General features: G+C 73.0%; 14 protein-coding genes and 1 pseudogene. 9 read left to right on the plus strand and 6 right to left on the minus strand.

Annotated features, from left to right (window positions below):
- Positions 1-66: 66 nt before the first annotated feature.
- Positions 67-2,013 (minus strand): asparagine synthase (glutamine-hydrolyzing), encoded by a 1,947-nt coding sequence (gene asnB / locus DMP15_RS12990; RefSeq protein ID WP_043282739.1) that lies wholly within the window; start codon positions 2,011-2,013, stop codon positions 67-69.
- Between the two features lie 294 nt (positions 2,014-2,307).
- On the opposite strand from asnB, the gene ctaC reads away from it, so the two are divergent.
- Together ctaC and DMP15_RS13000 are read left to right on the plus strand one after the other, a co-directional pair.
- The gene (gene ctaC, locus DMP15_RS12995; RefSeq protein ID WP_073574142.1) at positions 2,308-3,258 is read left to right on the plus strand and encodes an aa3-type cytochrome oxidase subunit II; all 951 of its coding nucleotides are present in this window, start codon (positions 2,308-2,310) and stop codon (positions 3,256-3,258) included.
- Positions 3,259-3,275: 17 nt separating this feature from the next.
- Positions 3,276-3,674 carry a cytochrome c oxidase subunit 4 gene (locus tag DMP15_RS13000; RefSeq protein WP_062395961.1) on the plus strand — a complete coding sequence of 133 codons (399 nt, stop codon included), beginning with the start codon at positions 3,276-3,278 and terminating at the stop codon, positions 3,672-3,674.
- 171 nt (positions 3,675-3,845) lie between these two features.
- On the opposite strand, the gene DMP15_RS13005 is transcribed toward DMP15_RS13000, so the two are convergent.
- Positions 3,846-4,805: a hypothetical protein gene (locus tag DMP15_RS13005; RefSeq protein ID WP_073574141.1), complete on the minus strand. Its 960-nt coding sequence runs from the start codon at positions 4,803-4,805 to the stop codon at positions 3,846-3,848.
- A 196-nt stretch (positions 4,806-5,001) separates the two neighbouring features.
- Entirely contained in the window at positions 5,002-6,159 is a 1,158-nt protein-coding gene (locus tag DMP15_RS13010) for an acyl-CoA dehydrogenase family protein (RefSeq protein ID WP_337825936.1), read from the minus strand.
- A 139-nt stretch (positions 6,160-6,298) separates the two neighbouring features.
- On the opposite strand from DMP15_RS13010, the gene DMP15_RS13015 reads away from it, so the two are divergent.
- From DMP15_RS13015 to DMP15_RS13030, 4 genes and pseudogenes are all read left to right on the plus strand, one after another.
- Positions 6,299-7,753: a sensor histidine kinase gene (locus DMP15_RS13015; protein WP_337825937.1), complete on the plus strand. Its 1,455-nt coding sequence runs from the start codon at positions 6,299-6,301 to the stop codon at positions 7,751-7,753.
- 20 nt (positions 7,754-7,773) lie between these two features.
- On the plus strand, positions 7,774-8,415 hold the full coding sequence (locus tag DMP15_RS13020) for a response regulator transcription factor (RefSeq protein ID WP_073574403.1): 642 nt from the start codon (positions 7,774-7,776) through the stop codon (positions 8,413-8,415).
- 289 nt (positions 8,416-8,704) lie between these two features.
- Positions 8,705-9,400, plus strand: a pseudogene (locus DMP15_RS13025) (alkaline phosphatase PhoX); the annotation flags it as partial.
- On the plus strand, positions 9,295-9,939 hold the full coding sequence (locus DMP15_RS13030) for an alkaline phosphatase PhoX (RefSeq protein ID WP_255497663.1): 645 nt from the start codon (positions 9,295-9,297) through the stop codon (positions 9,937-9,939). The pseudogene DMP15_RS13025 and the gene DMP15_RS13030, both read left to right, overlap by 106 nt.
- A gap of 3 nt (positions 9,940-9,942) precedes the next feature.
- On the opposite strand, the gene DMP15_RS13035 is transcribed toward DMP15_RS13030, so the two are convergent.
- Positions 9,943-11,718: an NHL domain-containing thioredoxin family protein gene (locus DMP15_RS13035; RefSeq protein WP_337825938.1), complete on the minus strand. Its 1,776-nt coding sequence runs from the start codon at positions 11,716-11,718 to the stop codon at positions 9,943-9,945.
- A 77-nt stretch (positions 11,719-11,795) separates the two neighbouring features.
- On the opposite strand from DMP15_RS13035, the gene DMP15_RS13040 reads away from it, so the two are divergent.
- Positions 11,796-12,602, plus strand: coding sequence for an Fpg/Nei family DNA glycosylase (locus tag DMP15_RS13040; RefSeq protein WP_073574402.1), 807 nt, complete (start codon positions 11,796-11,798; stop codon positions 12,600-12,602).
- 24 nt (positions 12,603-12,626) lie between these two features.
- Positions 12,627-13,205: a hypothetical protein gene (locus DMP15_RS13045; protein WP_073574138.1), complete on the plus strand. Its 579-nt coding sequence runs from the start codon at positions 12,627-12,629 to the stop codon at positions 13,203-13,205.
- Between the two features lie 28 nt (positions 13,206-13,233).
- Here the strand turns inward: DMP15_RS13045 and DMP15_RS13050 are convergent, their stop codons facing one another.
- On the minus strand, positions 13,234-13,905 hold the full coding sequence (locus tag DMP15_RS13050; protein WP_337825939.1) for a phosphatase PAP2 family protein: 672 nt from the start codon (positions 13,903-13,905) through the stop codon (positions 13,234-13,236).
- A gap of 46 nt (positions 13,906-13,951) precedes the next feature.
- Positions 13,952-15,613: a glucose-6-phosphate isomerase gene (gene pgi / locus DMP15_RS13055; RefSeq protein WP_337825940.1), complete on the minus strand. Its 1,662-nt coding sequence runs from the start codon at positions 15,611-15,613 to the stop codon at positions 13,952-13,954.
- Between the two features lie 474 nt (positions 15,614-16,087).
- Between pgi and DMP15_RS13060 the strand changes: the two genes are divergently transcribed.
- Positions 16,088-16,555 carry a DoxX family protein gene (locus DMP15_RS13060; RefSeq protein WP_073574136.1) on the plus strand — a complete coding sequence of 156 codons (468 nt, stop codon included), beginning with the start codon at positions 16,088-16,090 and terminating at the stop codon, positions 16,553-16,555.
- Positions 16,556-16,580: the final 25 nt, after the last annotated feature.

Here is a 16,580-nt window from a genome sequence, read left to right on the forward strand (position 1 = left end):
CCCCCTCCGGACGCCGACGGGCCGGCACCCCTCAGGGGTGCCGGCCCGTCCGTCATGCGGGACCGCTCAGATCTTGACCGGGTAGGTCGGGGTCGGGACCTCCGGCACGATCCGCTTCTCGACGAAGATCCCGTGCCACAGTAGGAAGACCAGCACCGCCCAGATCCGGCGGGAGTGGTCGACCGGGCCCTCGCGGTGCGCGTCGAGCATGCGGTGCACGGCCTGCAGGTCGATCAGGTGCCCGGCACCGGAGTTCTGCAGGATGTCGCGCGCCCAGGCGTACATCTCGTCGCGCAGCCAGTGCCGGATCGGCACCGGGAAGCCGAGCTTCGGCCGGTTGAGCACGTGCGGCGGGATGATGCCCTCGCAGGCCCGGCGCAGCGCGTACTTCGTGGTGCCGTTCGAGCCGTGGGTGATCTTCTGCGACTGCGGGAGCGACGAAGCGATGTCGAAGACCTCGGGGTCGAGGAACGGCACCCGCAGCTCCAGCGAGTGCGCCATCGTCATCTTGTCGGCCTTGACCAGGATGTCGCCGCGCAGCCAGGTGAACAGGTCCACGTGCTGCATCCGGGCGACCGGGTCCCAGTCGTGGCTGGCGAAGTAGTGCGGTGCCGTCACGTCCTGGTGCGACACCCGCGGGTCGTAGCCGCGCAGGACCTCGTGCAGCTGGTCGTCGCGGAAGATGCGGGCGTTGCCGTAGTAGCGCTGCTCCATCGACAGCGACCCGCGGCGCAGCAGGTCCTTGCCCCGCATGCCCTCGGGCATCTTGCGCGACGCCCGGCGCATGAGCGGCTTGAGCGTGCCGGGGACCTTCTCGAACGGCGACAGCGACAGCGGCTCGCGGTAGATCGAGTAGCCGCCGAACAGCTCGTCGGCGCCCTCGCCGGACAGCACGACCTTGACGTGCTGGCGGGCCTCGCGGGCGATGAACCACAGCGGGACCAGCGCCGGGTCGGCGACCGGGTCGTCGAGGTACCAGATGATGAGCGGCAGGGCCTCCATCATCTCGTCCGGCTTGACGGTGCGGACCACGTGCCGCACGCCGATCGCGGCGGCGGACTCGGCGGCCACGTCGACCTCGGAGTAGCCCTCGCGCTCGAACCCGGTGGTGAAGGTGATCAGGTTCGGGTTGTGCTCCTTGGCGAGCGCCGCGATCGCGGTGGAGTCGATCCCGCCGGACAGGAACGCACCGACGGTGACGTCGGCCCGCATGTGCTTGGCGACCGAGTCGCGCAGCACGTCGGCGATCTCGCCGTGCACGATCGCCTCCGCCTCGGCGCTGGCCGGGGCATGGCTGGGCAGCGAGATGAACTTCGGCGCGAAGTAGCGCTGGTGCAGCGGCTCCTCGCCGGGGCGCACGGTGACGTGCGTGCCGGACTCGACGCGCGAGATCATCCGGTGCAGCGACATCGGCTCGGGCACGTACTGCAGGGTCAGGTAGTGCTGCAGCGCGGCCGGCTCCAGGTCCAGCCCGATCTCCAGCTCACCGGCCAGGGACAGCAGCGACTTCTTCTCGCTGGCGAACGCGGTGCCGACCGGGGTGGTGGCCAGGAACAGCGGCTTGATGCCGAACGGGTCGCGGGCCAGGAACAGCTCGCGCTCCACGACGTCCCAGATGGCGAAGGCGAACATGCCGCGCAGGCGCTGCACGGCGTCGGGGCCCCAGTAGTGGAACGCCGCAACGATGACCTCGCCGTCGCCGTCGGTGGCGAACGCCGCGTCGTAGGTCTCGATCAGCTCCTCGCGGAGCTCGAGGTAGTTGTAGATCTCGCCGTTGAAGACGATGGTGTAGCGGGTGTCCTCGCCCGGCACCGGCCCCCAGTGCAGGGGCTGGTGGGAATGGTCCACGTCGATGATCGACAACCGGTTGAACCCGAGGACGAGGTCGTGGTCGTTCCACGTCTCGCTCTCGTCGGGTCCCCGATGCCGCGCACAGCGCAGCCCGTCGGCGATCGGGTCGACCCGGGTCGCGGCGTCCGCCCCGGCGGTCAGCAATCCCAGCAGTCCGCACACACCGATCAGTATGCCGAGTCAGCCGGACGGGTCTCGCGCGCCCCGGTGCGAAACGGTCTTCCCGCTGCGAGACTGCCTGTTTCCCCTGCGGCGGTGACGACGTTCACGCCCTGTCCGGGAACCCCCGGGGGGCGCGGCCCGACCGGGGTTCGTCTAGGCTCTACGCGAGGTCGAAGACGGTGCTCCATACGGGTGGCACATGATCCCCTTCGACCGCGGTGTCGTGACGGCGGAGCAAGGAAGAACGTGCTGGCAGTGCGGCGTACGCAGGAGACGACAGGAAGGCGGCGTGCAGTGGCCCGAACCGAAGGCCGCTCCCGGATCGCCCGGGCGGCGAAGGTGGCCGTGGTCGGCCTGCTGGCGACTCCGGCTCTGGCCGGTTGCTCGGTCCAGGAGGTCATCCGGTTCGGGTGGCCCGAGGGGGTGACCCCCGAAGCCGAGTCGATGCGCAACCTGTGGACCTGGTCCGCGATCGCGGCGCTGGTCGTCGGTGTCATCACCTGGGGCGCCATGTTCTGGGCGATGATCCTGCACCGGAAGCGCAAGGACGACGACGGCTCGCTGCCGCGCCAGACGCAGTACAACCTGCCGGTCGAGCTCGTCTTCACGGCGATCCCCACCGTCATCGTGGCCGTGCTCTTCGGCTTCACGGTGAACGTGCAGAACTACATCGACAAGGAGAACCCGACCGCGGGTGGCCCGGCCGACCTGCGGGTCGACATCGTCGGGTTCCAGTGGAACTGGGAGTTCTCCTACCCCGACGAGGCCGGCCAGGGCGGACGCCCGGTGAGCACGCTGGGGACGAGCGACACGATCCCGATCATGGTCCTTCCGACCGACCGGTCGATCCAGTTCACGCAGCGCTCGCCCGACGTGATCCACTCGTTCTACGTGCCGGAGTTCCTCTTCAAGCGCGACGTCTTCCCGTTCCCGGAGCGGAACGAGCAGGACAACAGCTACATCATCGACCGGATCGACCGTGAGGGCGCGTTCGTCGGTCGTTGCGCCGAGCTGTGCGGCACGTACCACTCCCAGATGAACTTCGAGGTGCGTGCCCTGGAGCCCGCGCTGTTCGACCGGTACATCCAGCTCCGCAAGGAGACCAACCCGCAGACCGGGCAGGCCTACTCGACCGGCGAGGCGCTGCAGGCGCTGAACTGCGGCGAGTGGTGCGCGCCGGAGGCGATCAGCACGCAGCCGTTCTCGACCGACCGCGGCCAGCTGGCCGCGCAGGTCACGGGCTGAGGGAGGACGCGCACCCCATGAAGATCGAGTCCCGGCTCTTCGAGATCGTCACCGGCTTCTTCATCCTGGCCGCGCTGGCGTACATGTTCATCGCCGGTGAGGTCGTCGGCGTGACCGCGCTGTGGCTGACCGCGGGTCTGTCGCTGATCGTCGGCACGTACTTCCGGTTCGTCTCCCGCCGCCTCGAGGAGCGCCCCGAGGACAACCCCGAGGCCGAGGTGTCCGACGGTGCCGGCGAGGTGGGCTTCTTCTCCGCCGGCAGCTACTGGCCGCTGGGTCTGGCCGCCGCGGCCGCCTTCGCCGCCCTGGGTGTGGCCTTCTGGTACGCCTGGATGATCGTCATCGGCATGACGCTGGTGCTGATCGCCGTCGGCGGCCTGGTGTTCGAGTACCACCGGGGCCCCGCCGCCCACTGATCGACCGCAGCACACGACGGCCCCGCCCGGGATCCCCGGGCGGGGCCGTTTCGTCGTCCCGGCTGCTGCCTCTCACGTCCGCGGCCCTCCGGGCCTGCCCCCAGGGGAACTCTCGTGGCTTAGAGCGCTACGAGAGTTCCCCTGGGGGCACCTCCGGGGCCGCCCCGCGGCTCAGGCGGCGTCGTCGAGGTGGACGACGTCGGGACGGGGCTGGGCGAGAGCGCGGGCGTGACATCGACGTAGCTCGTCGACGATCTCGGCCGGTCGTCGTCGCAGGTCGGACGGCAGCGTCTGGACCACGACGACACCGTGCCTGCTGAGCGCGGCCCGCCTGCGCACGGTGCGGGCGTAGTCCTCCGGGGAGAGGTGGAACTCGATCGAGTCGATCTCCCAGGCGAGACCCGCCTCCGGCCACCAGAAGTCGACGACGGCGATCAGGACGCCACGCCGGTCGGTCAGCCGGACGTTGGACCGCGGCACCGGCAGACCGCTGCGGAGAACCAGCTTCCGCGCCCTGGCCTCGGCCACGGAGCGCACTCCCGCGGTCATCTCGCCGAGGACCGCCCGGGGCAGGGCGACTCCCCGGCTGCTGCAGACAGCCAGCTCCTCCCGGAGCTCGTCGATCGTGCCGTGCCCGTGTTGCAGGAGATCGGCGAACAGGTCCCGGACGAAGTCGCGATCGCGGGAGCACCGAGCCGCGTCGACCGCAGCGCGGACCACCGGTGCGACCGGGTGCCGGCGTGCCCCCGGGACCGGCAGACGCCGCGTCCGTTCCGTCCGCACCACCGACCACCTCCCTCGACGACGGTCGTGCGGGACGAGCACGTGCACCGGACCGTGGGGCGACGGCGCGGTGCGCACCCCGTGCAGGTGCAAGGCGTCGAGCCCGGTCAGCATCGCGTCCGGCCCAGCGACGATCAGCGCTGCCCGCTGCCGGTCGTCACGGACCACGGAGCCGTTGGACAGCTTGACGACCCCGGGACAGAGACTGCGCCACGGCCCGCCCGGCCGGCAGCGGCGGGCGATCGTCCGGCGGTCCAGGCCCAGCCTCTCGAGCTCACGGACCGGGACGACGGGCTCGCGGAGCTCGGACAGGACCTCAGCGGGTGAGGGAGCGCTGCGTCGGGGCACCCGACCAGCGTGCCCCCGTCCGGCCCCGCAACCGGGACGACTTCCTCCCCTGTGGACAACCATCCTCGCGCCGCTCCCGCCCGGAGCTGCCCCGAGTGTCACTTTCGTGGCTTAGAGCGCTACGAGAGTGACCCTGGGAGCTACCCGGAGGGCGGGGGCGGTGTGGTGCGGGGGCGGTGTGGGGCGCGGGGTGCGGTCAGCCCCGGGCGGCGCGGCCGAGCGCGTCGCGGGCGATGATGACCTGCTGGATCTGGCTGGCGCCCTCGTAGATCCGGAAGAGCCGGGCGTCGCGGTAGAACCGCTCGACGGCGACGCCGCGCATGTAGCCCGCCCCGCCGTGCACCTGCACCGCGCGGTCGGCGACCCGGCCCACCATCTCCGAGCAGAAGTACTTCGCGGCAGCGGGCCCGGAGACCATGTCGGTGCCGTCGTCGAAGCTGCGGGCGGCGTCGAGGACCAGGCCGCGGCCCGCGCGGGCGTCGGTCACCGAGTCCGCGACCAGGCCCTGGACCAGCTGGAACCGGGCGATCGGCTTGCCACCCTGCTCGCGGGTGCGGGCGAACTCGACGGTCTCGTGGACCAGCCGGTCGGCCATCCCGACGCAGACCGCGCCGATGTGCAGCCGGCCGTGGGCGAGGCACTTCGCGGCGACGAGGAAGCCCTTGTCGATGCCCTCCTCGCCGCCGACGACGTTCTCGAACGGGACGCGGACGTCGTCGAGGTACACGTCGGCGGTCCAGGCGCCGAACTGGCCCATCTTGTGGTCCTTCGGCCCGACCGAGAGGCCGGGGGTGCCCTTCGGGACGAGGAAGGTGGAGATGCCGCGGTTGCCGGGGGCGTCCGGGTCGGTCCGCGCGAACACCATGATCACGTCGGCGACGGGGGAGTTGGTGATGTAGCGCTTGGAGCCGTTGAGGACCCAGCCGTCGCCGTCGCGGACGGCCCGGGTGGTGAGCGAGGAGGGGTCGGAGCCCGCGTCGGCCTCCGTCAGCCCGAACGAGGCGGTGACCTCGCCGGAGGCGAGCCGGGGCAGCCACTGCTTCTTCTGCTCCTCGGTGCCGCCCTCCAGCAGCACGTGCCCGGCGATGCCGTTGTTGGTGCCGAACAGCGAGCGCAGCGCGGGGGTCGTCCAGCCGAGCTCGAACGCGAGGCGGACCTCCTGCGAGGCGGTCAGGCCGAGGCCGCCGTACTGCTCGGGGATGGTGAAGCCGTAGAGGCCCATCTCCTTGCACTGGGCGACGATGCGCTCGGGGACGGCGTCCTCGGCGTCGATCCGCTCCTCCTCCGGCACCACCTCGGTGCGGATGAAGTCACGGACGGAGTCCAGGACGTCGGTGAGGTCGGCGGGGTCCACGGGCACACCTTCTCGCGTCGTCGCGTCTGTTACCGAGGGGTAGCTCACCACGTCGCCCCCGTCCCACGCGACCCCGGCGGGGTGTTCGTCACCGCCTATCCTCGGGGTGCACCCGTGCCGCGCCGAGCAGGAGGACCGCATGTCCGAGGAGCCGGCCGACCGCGACCTCGCCACCCGCCCCCGCCCCGCCCCCGACGAGCCGGGCGGCAGCCACCTGGACCCGCACCTCGTCCGCGCGCTGGAGGGCTGGGGCAACGGCGCGTTGCGCGAGTACCTGCTGCGCGACGGCGGCCTGCACCTGCCGCACCCGCCGGGCTGGCCGTCGTCGTGGCCGGGGCGCACCCGGCTGGGCGCCCAGATGGCCTACCTGCTGACCGGGCTGCCGCTGGCGGTCGTCAGCGGGGTCGTGGTCCTGGTCGGGCTGGTGCTGGGCGCGGGGACGTTCGTGATCTGGATCGGGCTGCCGATCACCGTCGGGCTGCTGGCCGCGGCGCGCGGGTTCGCCGAGCTGGAGCGCCGGGCCACCGAGGCCGCGACCGGCGGCCCGCTCCCGCCGCACCACTACCGGCCCAACCGCGGGCGCTCGCTGATGGGGCGGCTGTTCCGGGCCCTGGCCGACCCGCAGAGCTGGCGCGACGTCGCGCACGCCGTCACCGCGCTGCCGGTGCGGACGGTGACCGCGGCGATCGCGCTGGTGTGGTCGGTCACCGGCCTGGGCGGGCTGTTCTACGTGTTCTGGCAGTGGTCGCTGCCGCGCGGGCCGAACAACTGGACCCTGTTCGGCTCGATCACGGGCATCGACTCCACCCTCGGCGACGTCGCGCTCAACACCGGGCTCGGCGTCCTGCTGCTGATGACCCTTCCGACCGTCGTGCGCTGGCTGACCGACGTGCGCGCCCTGCTCGCCCGCGGCCTGCTCACCAACCAGACCGCCGCGCTGCGGGCCCGCGCGCTGGCGCTGGCCGCCGGCCGCCGGGCGGCCGTCGCGGCCGAGGCGCAGACCCTGCGCCGGCTCGAACGCGACATCCACGACGGGCCGCAGCAGCGCCTGGTGCGGCTGGGCATGGACCTGGAGTCCGCCGTCCGGCGCCTCGACGACGACCCCGAGCGCGCCCGCCCGCTGTTGCACGAGGCCCTGGAACAGAGCCGCGAAGCGCTCTCGGAACTGCGTGCGCTGTCCCGGGGCATCGCGCCGCCGATCCTGGCCGACCGCGGGCTCGGCCCGGCGTTGCGGGCCGCCGCGGGGCGCTGCCCGGTCCCGGTCGACCTCGACGTCGGCCTCGACGACGGCACCCGGCTGCCCGCCCTGGTCGAGAACACCGCGTACTTCGTGGTGACCGAGGCGCTCACCAACATCGCCAAGCACGCCGGCGCGACCGCGGTGACGGTCACCGTGACCGTCGACGAGACCCTGCTGCGGGTCTGCGTCCGCGACGACGGCTGCGGCGGCGCCCACCCGGGCAAGGGCCACGGCCTGGCCGGGCTCGCCGACCGGCTGGAGATCGTCGAGGGACGCCTGGAGGTCGACAGCCCGCCGGGTGGCCCGACCGTCCTGACCGCGGAGGTCCCGGTCGCCGGCCTGGGGGACGCGTGACCCAGGATGGGGCCATGACGATGCGGGTGGTCCTCGCCGAGGACTCGGTGCTGCTGCGCGAGGGTCTGGTCCGGCTGCTGGAGGAGGCGGACGCGACGGTGCTCGCCGCCGTCGGGGACGGCACCGCGCTCGTCGCCGCGGTGGAGGAGCACCAGCCCGAGGTGGCCGTCGTCGACGTCCGGATGCCGCCCTCGTTCACCGACGAGGGGCTGCGGGCCGCGCTGGAGATCCGCAGGCGGTTCCCGTCGGTCGGCATCCTGGTGCTGTCGCAGTACGTCGAGGAGTCCTACGCCACCGACCTGCTGGAGGCCGGCGGCGGGGTCGGGTACCTGCTCAAGGACCGTGTGTCCAGGCTCGCCGACCTCTCCGACGCACTCGGCCGGGTCGCCGCGGGCGGCACCGTGCTGGACCCCGAGGTCGTCTCCGCGCTGCTCACCAAGCGCCGCCGGCGCGACCCCCTGGCCGAGCTGTCCCCGCGCGAGCGCGAGGTGCTGGAACTCATGGCCCAGGGCCGCACCAACATCGCCATCGGGCGGCTCATGGTGATCACCCAGGGCGCGGTGGAGAAGCACATCTCCTCGATCTTCACCAAGCTCGGGCTGCCGCCGTCGTCGGACGACCACCGCCGCGTGATGGCGGTGCTCGCCTGGCTGGAGGGCTGAGCGCCACCGTCACTCAATAGTGATCACCGTGGCGGCGTCCGGTCACCCTCTGCTCGCCCGCCACGGGTGCACTCGGGTGGTTGGTCCCACCACCACGGAGGCACTCGTGACCACGTCCGACCCCACCCCCGCCCTGTCGCGGCGCCGGCTGCTGCGCAACTCCGCCCTGGTCGGGCTGGGCATCGCAATCGGCGGGAGCACCGATGTCATCGCCGGGCACTCCGCCTCGGCCGCACCGCCGCCGTTGCGGGGGGCCGGGTACGGCCCGCTCGTCGCGGATCCGAGGGGCGTGCTCGCGCTGCCCCGCGGCTTCCGCTACACCGTCGTCGCCCAGGCCGGCGTGACCCGGTTGACCGACGGGGGCGAGCCCACCCCCAGCGACACCGACGGCACCGCCTGCTTCGACCGGCCCGACGGCTGGACGCTGGTCAACAACCACGAGATCGGCGGCGGGGAGGCGCACCGCGTACCGGCCCGCCCGGGGCTGACCTACGACCCGGGGGCCGGGGGCGGTACCACCAATGTCGAGGTCGACCGGGCCGGCCGCCGCACCGGTGAGTACGTGTCCGTCGCAGGGACGCACAACAACTGCGCCGGCGGCGTGACGCCGTGGGGCACCTGGCTGACCTGTGAGGAGACCGAGGCCCGGGCGGGGACGAACGGGCTCACGAAGGACCACGGCTTCGTGTTCGAGGTCAGTCCTGCCGGCCGGGAGAACGCGGGGAACAGCCCGACCCCGCTGCGTTTCCTGGGCCGCTTCTCGCACGAGGCGTGCGCGGTCGACCCGGCGACGCGCACGATCTACCTGACCGAGGACGCCGCCGGCCCCAACGGGCTGCTGTACCGCTGGGTGCCCCCGTCCGGGTTCGACGGCCGCCGATGGGAGCTCAAGGCGCTCGCCGAGGGGCCCGGCGGCGACACCGCGGGCCGTCTGCAGGCGATGCGCGCCCTCGACGGCGACCGCCCGGTGCCCGACCTGTCCGAGGCCACCCGGCCGGGAACGACCTACCGCGTCGAGTGGACCGACGTGCCGGACCGGCTCGCCCGGACGCTGTCCACCCGCGTGCAGCTGCCGCCGGACCGCGTCACCGCAGCCGCAAGTTCGAGGGCGCGTGGTGGGGCGAGGGCGGCGCGTTCGTCGTCGCCAGCTACGCCCGGCTCGAGGACGGCAGCCGCAACCCGCACGACGGACAGATCTGGTTCCACGACCCGCGTCGCGGGACCCTCGAGCTGCGCACGATCTTCGGGGTGAACGCCGACCCGGCCGCCGACGGGACGAACTTCGACGGGCCGGACAACATCACGGTCTCGCCCTACGGAGGCACGATCGTCGCGGAGGACGGCGAGGGCGTCCAGCACCTCGTCGGGGTCCCGCGCACCGGGGCGCCCTACGCACTGGCACGCAACGACCTGAACGACAGCGAGTTCGCCGGCCCCACGTTCACCGGGGACGGCCGCTTCCTGTTCGCCGGCATCCAGAACCCGGGGTATTTGCTGGCCGGCACCGGGCCCTGGCGCCGCTGAGGTTCACACCGACCGCAGGTCGAGGTCGAGCCCCGTGGAGGCGCCGGGCGAGACCTCGACCGGGATACCCCAGTCCTGCTGGTAGCGGTGGCAGGCGGCGAACCCGTCGGACGGGTCGTCGCAGGCCGCCGCGGTCACCGCGACCTGCAGCACCCCGGCGCCGACGGCCGGGTCCAGGCGCAGCTCGCGGGTCAGCCCGGTCGCGGTGCCCCCGCCGGACAGCAGCAGCGACGGCGGGTCGGCCGCCACGGTCAGCGACGTCGGGTCGCCGTACCGGTCGTCGAGGTGCTGCCCGGTGGGCGGGGCGAACCCGATCCGCAGCGCCACGCCCGGGGCGAGGGCCGTCGGGGTCCGCCGGACGACGTGGGCGTCGCCGGACACCTGCGACCCGGCCGGGACGGGCAGCCGCACCAGCCGGTGCGCCGCGGACTCGACGACGACCAGCGTATCGCCGTCGACGAGCAGGTCCGACGGCTCGGCGAGACCCTCGGCCAGGGTGGAGACCAGGTTCGTCGCCGGGTCGAACCGGCGCACCGCGCCGTTGTAGGTGTCGGCGACGGCGACCGAGCCGTCGGGCAGCACGGTCACCCCGAGCGGGTGCTGCAGCAGCGCCTGCGCGGCCGGGCCGTCGCGGTGCCCGAACTCGAACAGCCCCTGCCCGACGGCTGTCGCGACCGCGGCCCCGGGGCCGTCGCCGACCCGGCGCAGCGCGGAGATCTCGGAGTCGGCGACCCACAGCGTCCCGTCGGGGCCGGCGGCCAGCCCGGACGGCTGGGCGAAGAACGCCTCGTCGAACGCGCCGTCGCGCAGTCCCTCATTGGTGGTCCCGGCCAGGACCCGGGCCTCACCGGTGGCGGGGTCGAGGGTCCACAGCTGGTGCGGTCCCGCCATCGCGACGACGACCGTCCCACCCCACCACGCCAGGTCCCACGGCGAGGACAGCAGCGCCGACGCGCCACCGACGGCGACCCGTTCGCGCAGCTGCTCACCGGTCCCGACCAGGGTGGACACGGTGCCGTCGGCCAGGTCGACCCGCCGGACCGCGTGGTTGACGGTGTCGGCGACCAGCACGGCGTCGCCGGAGGGGAGGACCAGCAACCCCTGCGGCTCGGAGAACCGGGCCGCCGCCGTCGCGCCGTCGGCGAGCCCGCGCTCCCCGGACCCGATCCGCCGCACCTCGGTCCCCAGGTCGGGCTCCAGCTCGACGAGCTGGTGGTGGGCGGTGTCGGACACGAGGAACGTGCCGCCGGGCAGCGCGACGACCTTCCCGGGGAACCGCAGCGCGGTGTCCGGCGCGGGCGGCGGGACGTACGGGTCGTCCCCGCGGCGCAGCCGGTCGCCGTGTGTGCCGACCAGCTCCCGGACCAGCGCGGCCAGCCCGGGGCCGTGCCCCTCGCCCGCCATCCGGGCGACGACGAACCCGTCCGGGTCGATGACGGCCAGGGTCGGCCAGGCGCGGGCGGCGTAGGCGTCCCAGGTGGTGAGCTCCGGGTCGTCGAGGACGGGGTGGGTGACGTCGTAGCGCTCCACGGCGGCCTCGACGGCGGCCGGGTCCGCCTCGTGCAGGAACTTCGGCGAGTGCACCCCGATGATCGTCAGGACGTCACCGAACTCGGCTTCCAGGGGCCGCAGCTCGTCGAGCGCGTGCAGGCAGTTGACGCAGCAGAACGTCCAGAAGTCGAGCACCACGATCCGCCCGCGCAGCCCGGCGAGGGTCACGTCCTCGCCGCCGGTGTTGAGCCACCGCCGTCCGCGCAGTTCGGGCGCCCGCACCTTCATCCGTTCACCAGCAGTCACACCGGCCCCAACGACGGACCGGCGCGCGGGTGTTCCCCGGCCACGCCACACTGATCGTCATGCCCGAGCTGCCCGAGGTGGAGAACGCACGCACGGTCCTCGCCGAGGCCGTCGGCCGCACGATCACCGCCGTCGACGACCGCGACGACTGGGTCTGCCGCCCGCACCGTCCCGGTGACATCGCCTCGGCGCTGAAGGGCGGGCGGCTCACCCGGGCGAACCGGATCGGCAAGACCATGTGGTGCGACACCGAGACCGCCGACGGCGAGGCGGGGCCCGCGCTCGGCGTGCATCTCGGGATGGGCGGACGGATCGTCGTCACCGACTCCGACGGTGAGCGCATCGGCGGCGGCCCCGCCCGCCCCGACCGGCAGCCGCGCAAGGCCGAGTGGGACCGGTTCACCATGACCTTCGACGACGGCGGGCAGTTCCGGCTGTTCGACAAGCGCCGTCTCGGCCGGGTCCGGCTCGACCCCGACCTGTCCGGTCTCGGCCCCGACGCGGAGGGGATGAAGCCGGCCGAGTTCCGCGACCGGCTGCTGCGCGGCACGTCGGCGGTGAAGGCACGGCTGCTCGACCAGTCCGTGCTGGCAGGCGTCGGGAACCTGCTGGCCGACGAGACGCTGTGGCAGGCGCGGATCTCGCCGAAGGCCCCGGTGCGCGACCTGACCCGCACCGACCTGGACCGGCTGCACCGCAACCTCGACCGCGCGCTGGAGCGGGCCGTCGCGAACGGCGGCGTGCACACCGGTGAGGTCGTCGAGCACCGGCACCCGGGCGGGCACTGCCCCCGCTGCGGAACCGAGATGATGCACGGCACCGTCGGCGGGCGGTCGACCTGGTGGTGCCCGCAGGAGCAGGTCTGACCGGAGGCCGTGCACAATCAGCCCATGCCGGACACGTCCGACACCGCTCTGCTCTTCCTCGACCGCGGCCTCGTGCGCGCCGACGACGCCCCACCCGACCCCGCGGCCCAGCGCCGTGCCCACACCCTGGTGCGGACCGCCCGCGGTGCCCGATGGGTCGTCCCCGTGCTCCTGCTCGTCGTGCTGGTGCTCGCGTTCACCCCGGTGGCGGGCGCGGCGTTCTGGATGGCGGCCGTCGTCGTGCTGGTCGGGGTCGTGGCCGTGGTGCTGCTGCTGACCCGCGCGGCCGCCGTCGCGCACGCCACGGCGGGGCTCCCGGTGCCGATCGAGATCACCGGGAAGGTCGCGACCGCGATGCGTGCCGTGCTCGCGATGACCGGCGCACTGCGGACCCACCGGAGGGCCTGCGGTGCCGCCGAGGGGGTCGCGCTGCTGCGGCAGTGGACGACGGCGACCGAGGCCCTGCGCGCGGCGTGGCTGCGCGACGACATCGGCGCCTGGCACGACCACGCCCGTACCCTCTCCGCGGCGGGGGAGCGGGCCAGGCGCATCACCGGCGATCTGACCGGCGCCGGGACGCCGGACGGGGACCCCGCAGCCTGACCGGCGCCGGGGGTGGCGCCCGGCCGGGTCAGGCCGGGGCGGTGTCCCGTCGCCGGGTCCGGCGGTCGAGCACCAGCGACAGCACCGTCACCCCGGTGAACGCGAGCGCCGCCCCGGACGCCCATCCGGCGAGCACGTCGGAGAGCCAGTGCACACCCAGATAGACGCGGGTGATCCCGACGGCCCCCGCCCACAGCACCGCGAACGCGGTGAGCAGCACCCGGCCGCGTGACCGCAGCACCGGCCACAGCACGAGCACCAGCGTCGTCCAGGCGGCGGCGACCATGGTCGCGTGCCCGGACGGCAGCGACTCGTTCGCCACGGCCATCACCTGCAGGTCGGCGGGCGGACGGGCCCGGTCGAGGATCCGTTTGACCATCGTGAACACCACGCTCGCGACGAGCGGGACCGCGGCCAGGCACAGGCCCTCCGCGACCCGGCCGCGCACCGCGAGCACGGCCCCGCCGACGAGCGCGACCGCCGTGCTCCCGACGGTGTTGCCGAGCTCGGTGACGACCAGCGCGACCACGGTGACGCCGGGGATCCGGTCCGCGGCGAGCCCGACCGCGGTCTCGGTGTCACCGCCCTGCAGCACACCCGTCCACGCCAGGGCGATGAGCACCCCGGCGAGCACCAGCAGTACCGCAGCGACCGGACCGGTGACGCGGGCCCGCAGCGGGGCCGACGGTTGATCGTTCACCGGCCGATTCTCTCCCGGTCGATGCTCGTCCGCCGGAAGAGGTGCCTCAACGGCCGCGCCAGGCGCGGTAGCGGCCGATCAGCGCGGCGGTGGACGCGTCGAGACCGGCGTCCGGCGGGTTCGGGTCGTGGAGCGCGGGGCCGAACTGCTTGGCCATGACCTTGCCGAGCTCCACTCCCCACTGGTCGAAGGAGTCGATGCCCCAGACCGTGCCCTCGACGAAGGTGACGTGCTCGTAGAAGGCGATGATCTGCCCCAGCACCGACGGGGTCAGCTTCTCGGCCAGGATCGTCGACGACGGCCGGTTGCCCGGCATCACCTTGTGCGGCACGACGTCGGCCGGGGTGCCCTCGGCCTCGATCTCCGCGGCGGTCTTGCCGAACGCCAGCGCCGCGGACTGGGCGAACAGGTTCGCCATGAACAGGTCGTGGGAGTCGGCGGCGTCCTCGCCGGGCAGGTCGTGGTGCGGGCGGGCGAATCCGATGAAGTCGCACGGCACGAGCCGGGTGCCCTGGTGCAGCAGCTGGTAGAACGCGTGCTGGCCGTTGGTGCCCGGCTCGCCCCAGAAGATCTCGCCGGTGGTCGTGGTGACCGGGGTGCCGTCGCCGCGCACGGACTTGCCGTTGGACTCCATGGTCAGCTGCTGCAGGTAGGCGGGCAGCCGGTGCAGGTACTGGGAGTACGGCAGCACCGCGCGGGTGTCGGCGCCGAAGAAGTTCGCGTACCAGACGCCGAGCAGCCCGGAGATCACCGGCAGGTTCTGCTCGAGGGGGGTGTGCCGGAAGTGCTCGTCCATGGCGTGCATGCCGGCGAGGAACTCCGCGAAGTGCTCGCGGCCGATCGCGCACATCAGCGACAGCCCGATCGCGGAGTCCAGCGAATAGCGGCCGCCGACCCAGTCCCAGAACCCGAACATGTTGTCGGTGGAGATGCCGAACTCCGACACCTTCTCCGCGTTCGTGGAGACCGCGGCGAAGTGCTTCGCGACGGCCCCGGTGTCGTCCGTACCGAGCCCGGACAGCAGCCAGGACCGCGCGTTGCGGGCGTTGGTCAGCGTCTCCTGCGTGGTGAACGTCTTCGACGAGACGACGAACAGCGTGGTCGCCGGGTCGAGGTCGCGGGTCTTCTCGTACAGGTCGGTCGGGTCGATGTTGGACACGAACCGGCACTCGAGGTCGCGCTGCGCGTAGTCGCGCAGCGCCTCGTAGGCCATGACCGGGCCCAGGTCGGAGCCGCCGATGCCGATGTTGACCACCGTGCGGATCCGCCGGCCGGTGGATCCGGTCCACGCCCCGGAGCGCACCGCGTCGGTGAACTCGCCCATCCGGTCCAGGACGGCGTGCACGTCGGCGACGACGTCCTGGCCGTCGACGGTGAGCGACGCGTCACGCGGCAGCCGCAGCGCCGTGTGCAGCACGGCCCGGTCCTCGGAGGTGTTCACGTGCGCACCGGTGAACATCGCCTCGGTGCGGGCGGGCAGCCCGGCCGCCCGCGCCAGGTCCGTCAGCAACCCGACGGTGTCGCGGGTGATGCGGTGCTTGGAGTAGTCGAGCACCAGGTCGGCCCCGGTGGCGGTGAGCGCACCGGCGCGGTCGGGGTCGTCGTCGAACAGCGACCGCAGGTGCCGCGGCTCGACCTCCGCCGCGTGCTCGGTCAGCGCCGTCCATTCCGTGGTCGCCGTGATGTCGTGGCTGTTCGTGTCGGACACGACGGCCATCATGGCGCAGCGCCGGGGCCCGAGCGCGGCGGCGCGACGCGGCGGCGCGTCACTGGTCCGCTCGGGCGTACCGCCCGGCGCGCGCAGGGTCGTGCGGGACGAGCGGCATGTCCGGATCGCCGGACTGCACGTGGCCCCGACGGTCGGTGAACCCCGGGTGGGTGAGCCGCCGGCCACTGCGACGTCCGGGTGACGTCCGCTTCCTGCAGGGACACGCTGTGTGCTCGCTACCTGCGGCGACGCGGGATCGGGGTGACCGCTCGACCGGTCGTGCCGTGTGGGCCACCGGCCACAGTGCTCCCCGGTCGGGTGACACGCGGTGGCGTACATCTCGTCGCGTCCTGCGGCCGTCTCGTCGCGCAGGGTGGCTGAACCGGGCGACGTAGCGCGTTCGTGCCTCTAGGGTCTTGTGCAGTCCGTGGTGACGAGCTCACCCGCGGTGATCATCTCGTACCTGGAGGAACCGTGTACCGCTCCCTGACCGGAACCCCGCGCGATGTCGCGCTGCTCGTCGCCCGCCTGCTGCTGGCCTACATCATGGTCATGCACTCGTGGAAGAAGATCGACGCCGGTCTGTTCGACACCGCCGCGGTGTTCGCGAAGTTCGGCATCCCCCTGGCCATCGGCGCGGCCTCGTTCACGATCGTGGTCGAGCTCGTGTTCTCGCTCTCGGTCGCCCTCGGTGTCCGCATGGTCCTGCCCGGCGCGATGATGACCTTCGTGATGGCCGGCGCGATCTGGTTCGTCCACGGCAAGAACGGCCTGTTCATGGCCGACAACGGGTGGGCGCTCGTCGGCACGATCATCTGCGCCACGCTGATCCTCATGTCCACCGGCCCGGGCCGGTTCAGCGTCGACGAGCTCCTGTCGCGTCAGGCGGCCCGCCGGATGGAGCAGACCCAGGCGATCCCGCGCCAGACCGTCTCGGTCTGACCCGCACCTCCCGGTCCGCCCGCGC

This window comes from Pseudonocardia sp. UM4_GMWB1 (assembly GCF_017312155.1).
Classification (GTDB): domain Bacteria; phylum Actinomycetota; class Actinomycetes; order Mycobacteriales; family Pseudonocardiaceae; genus Pseudonocardia; species Pseudonocardia alni.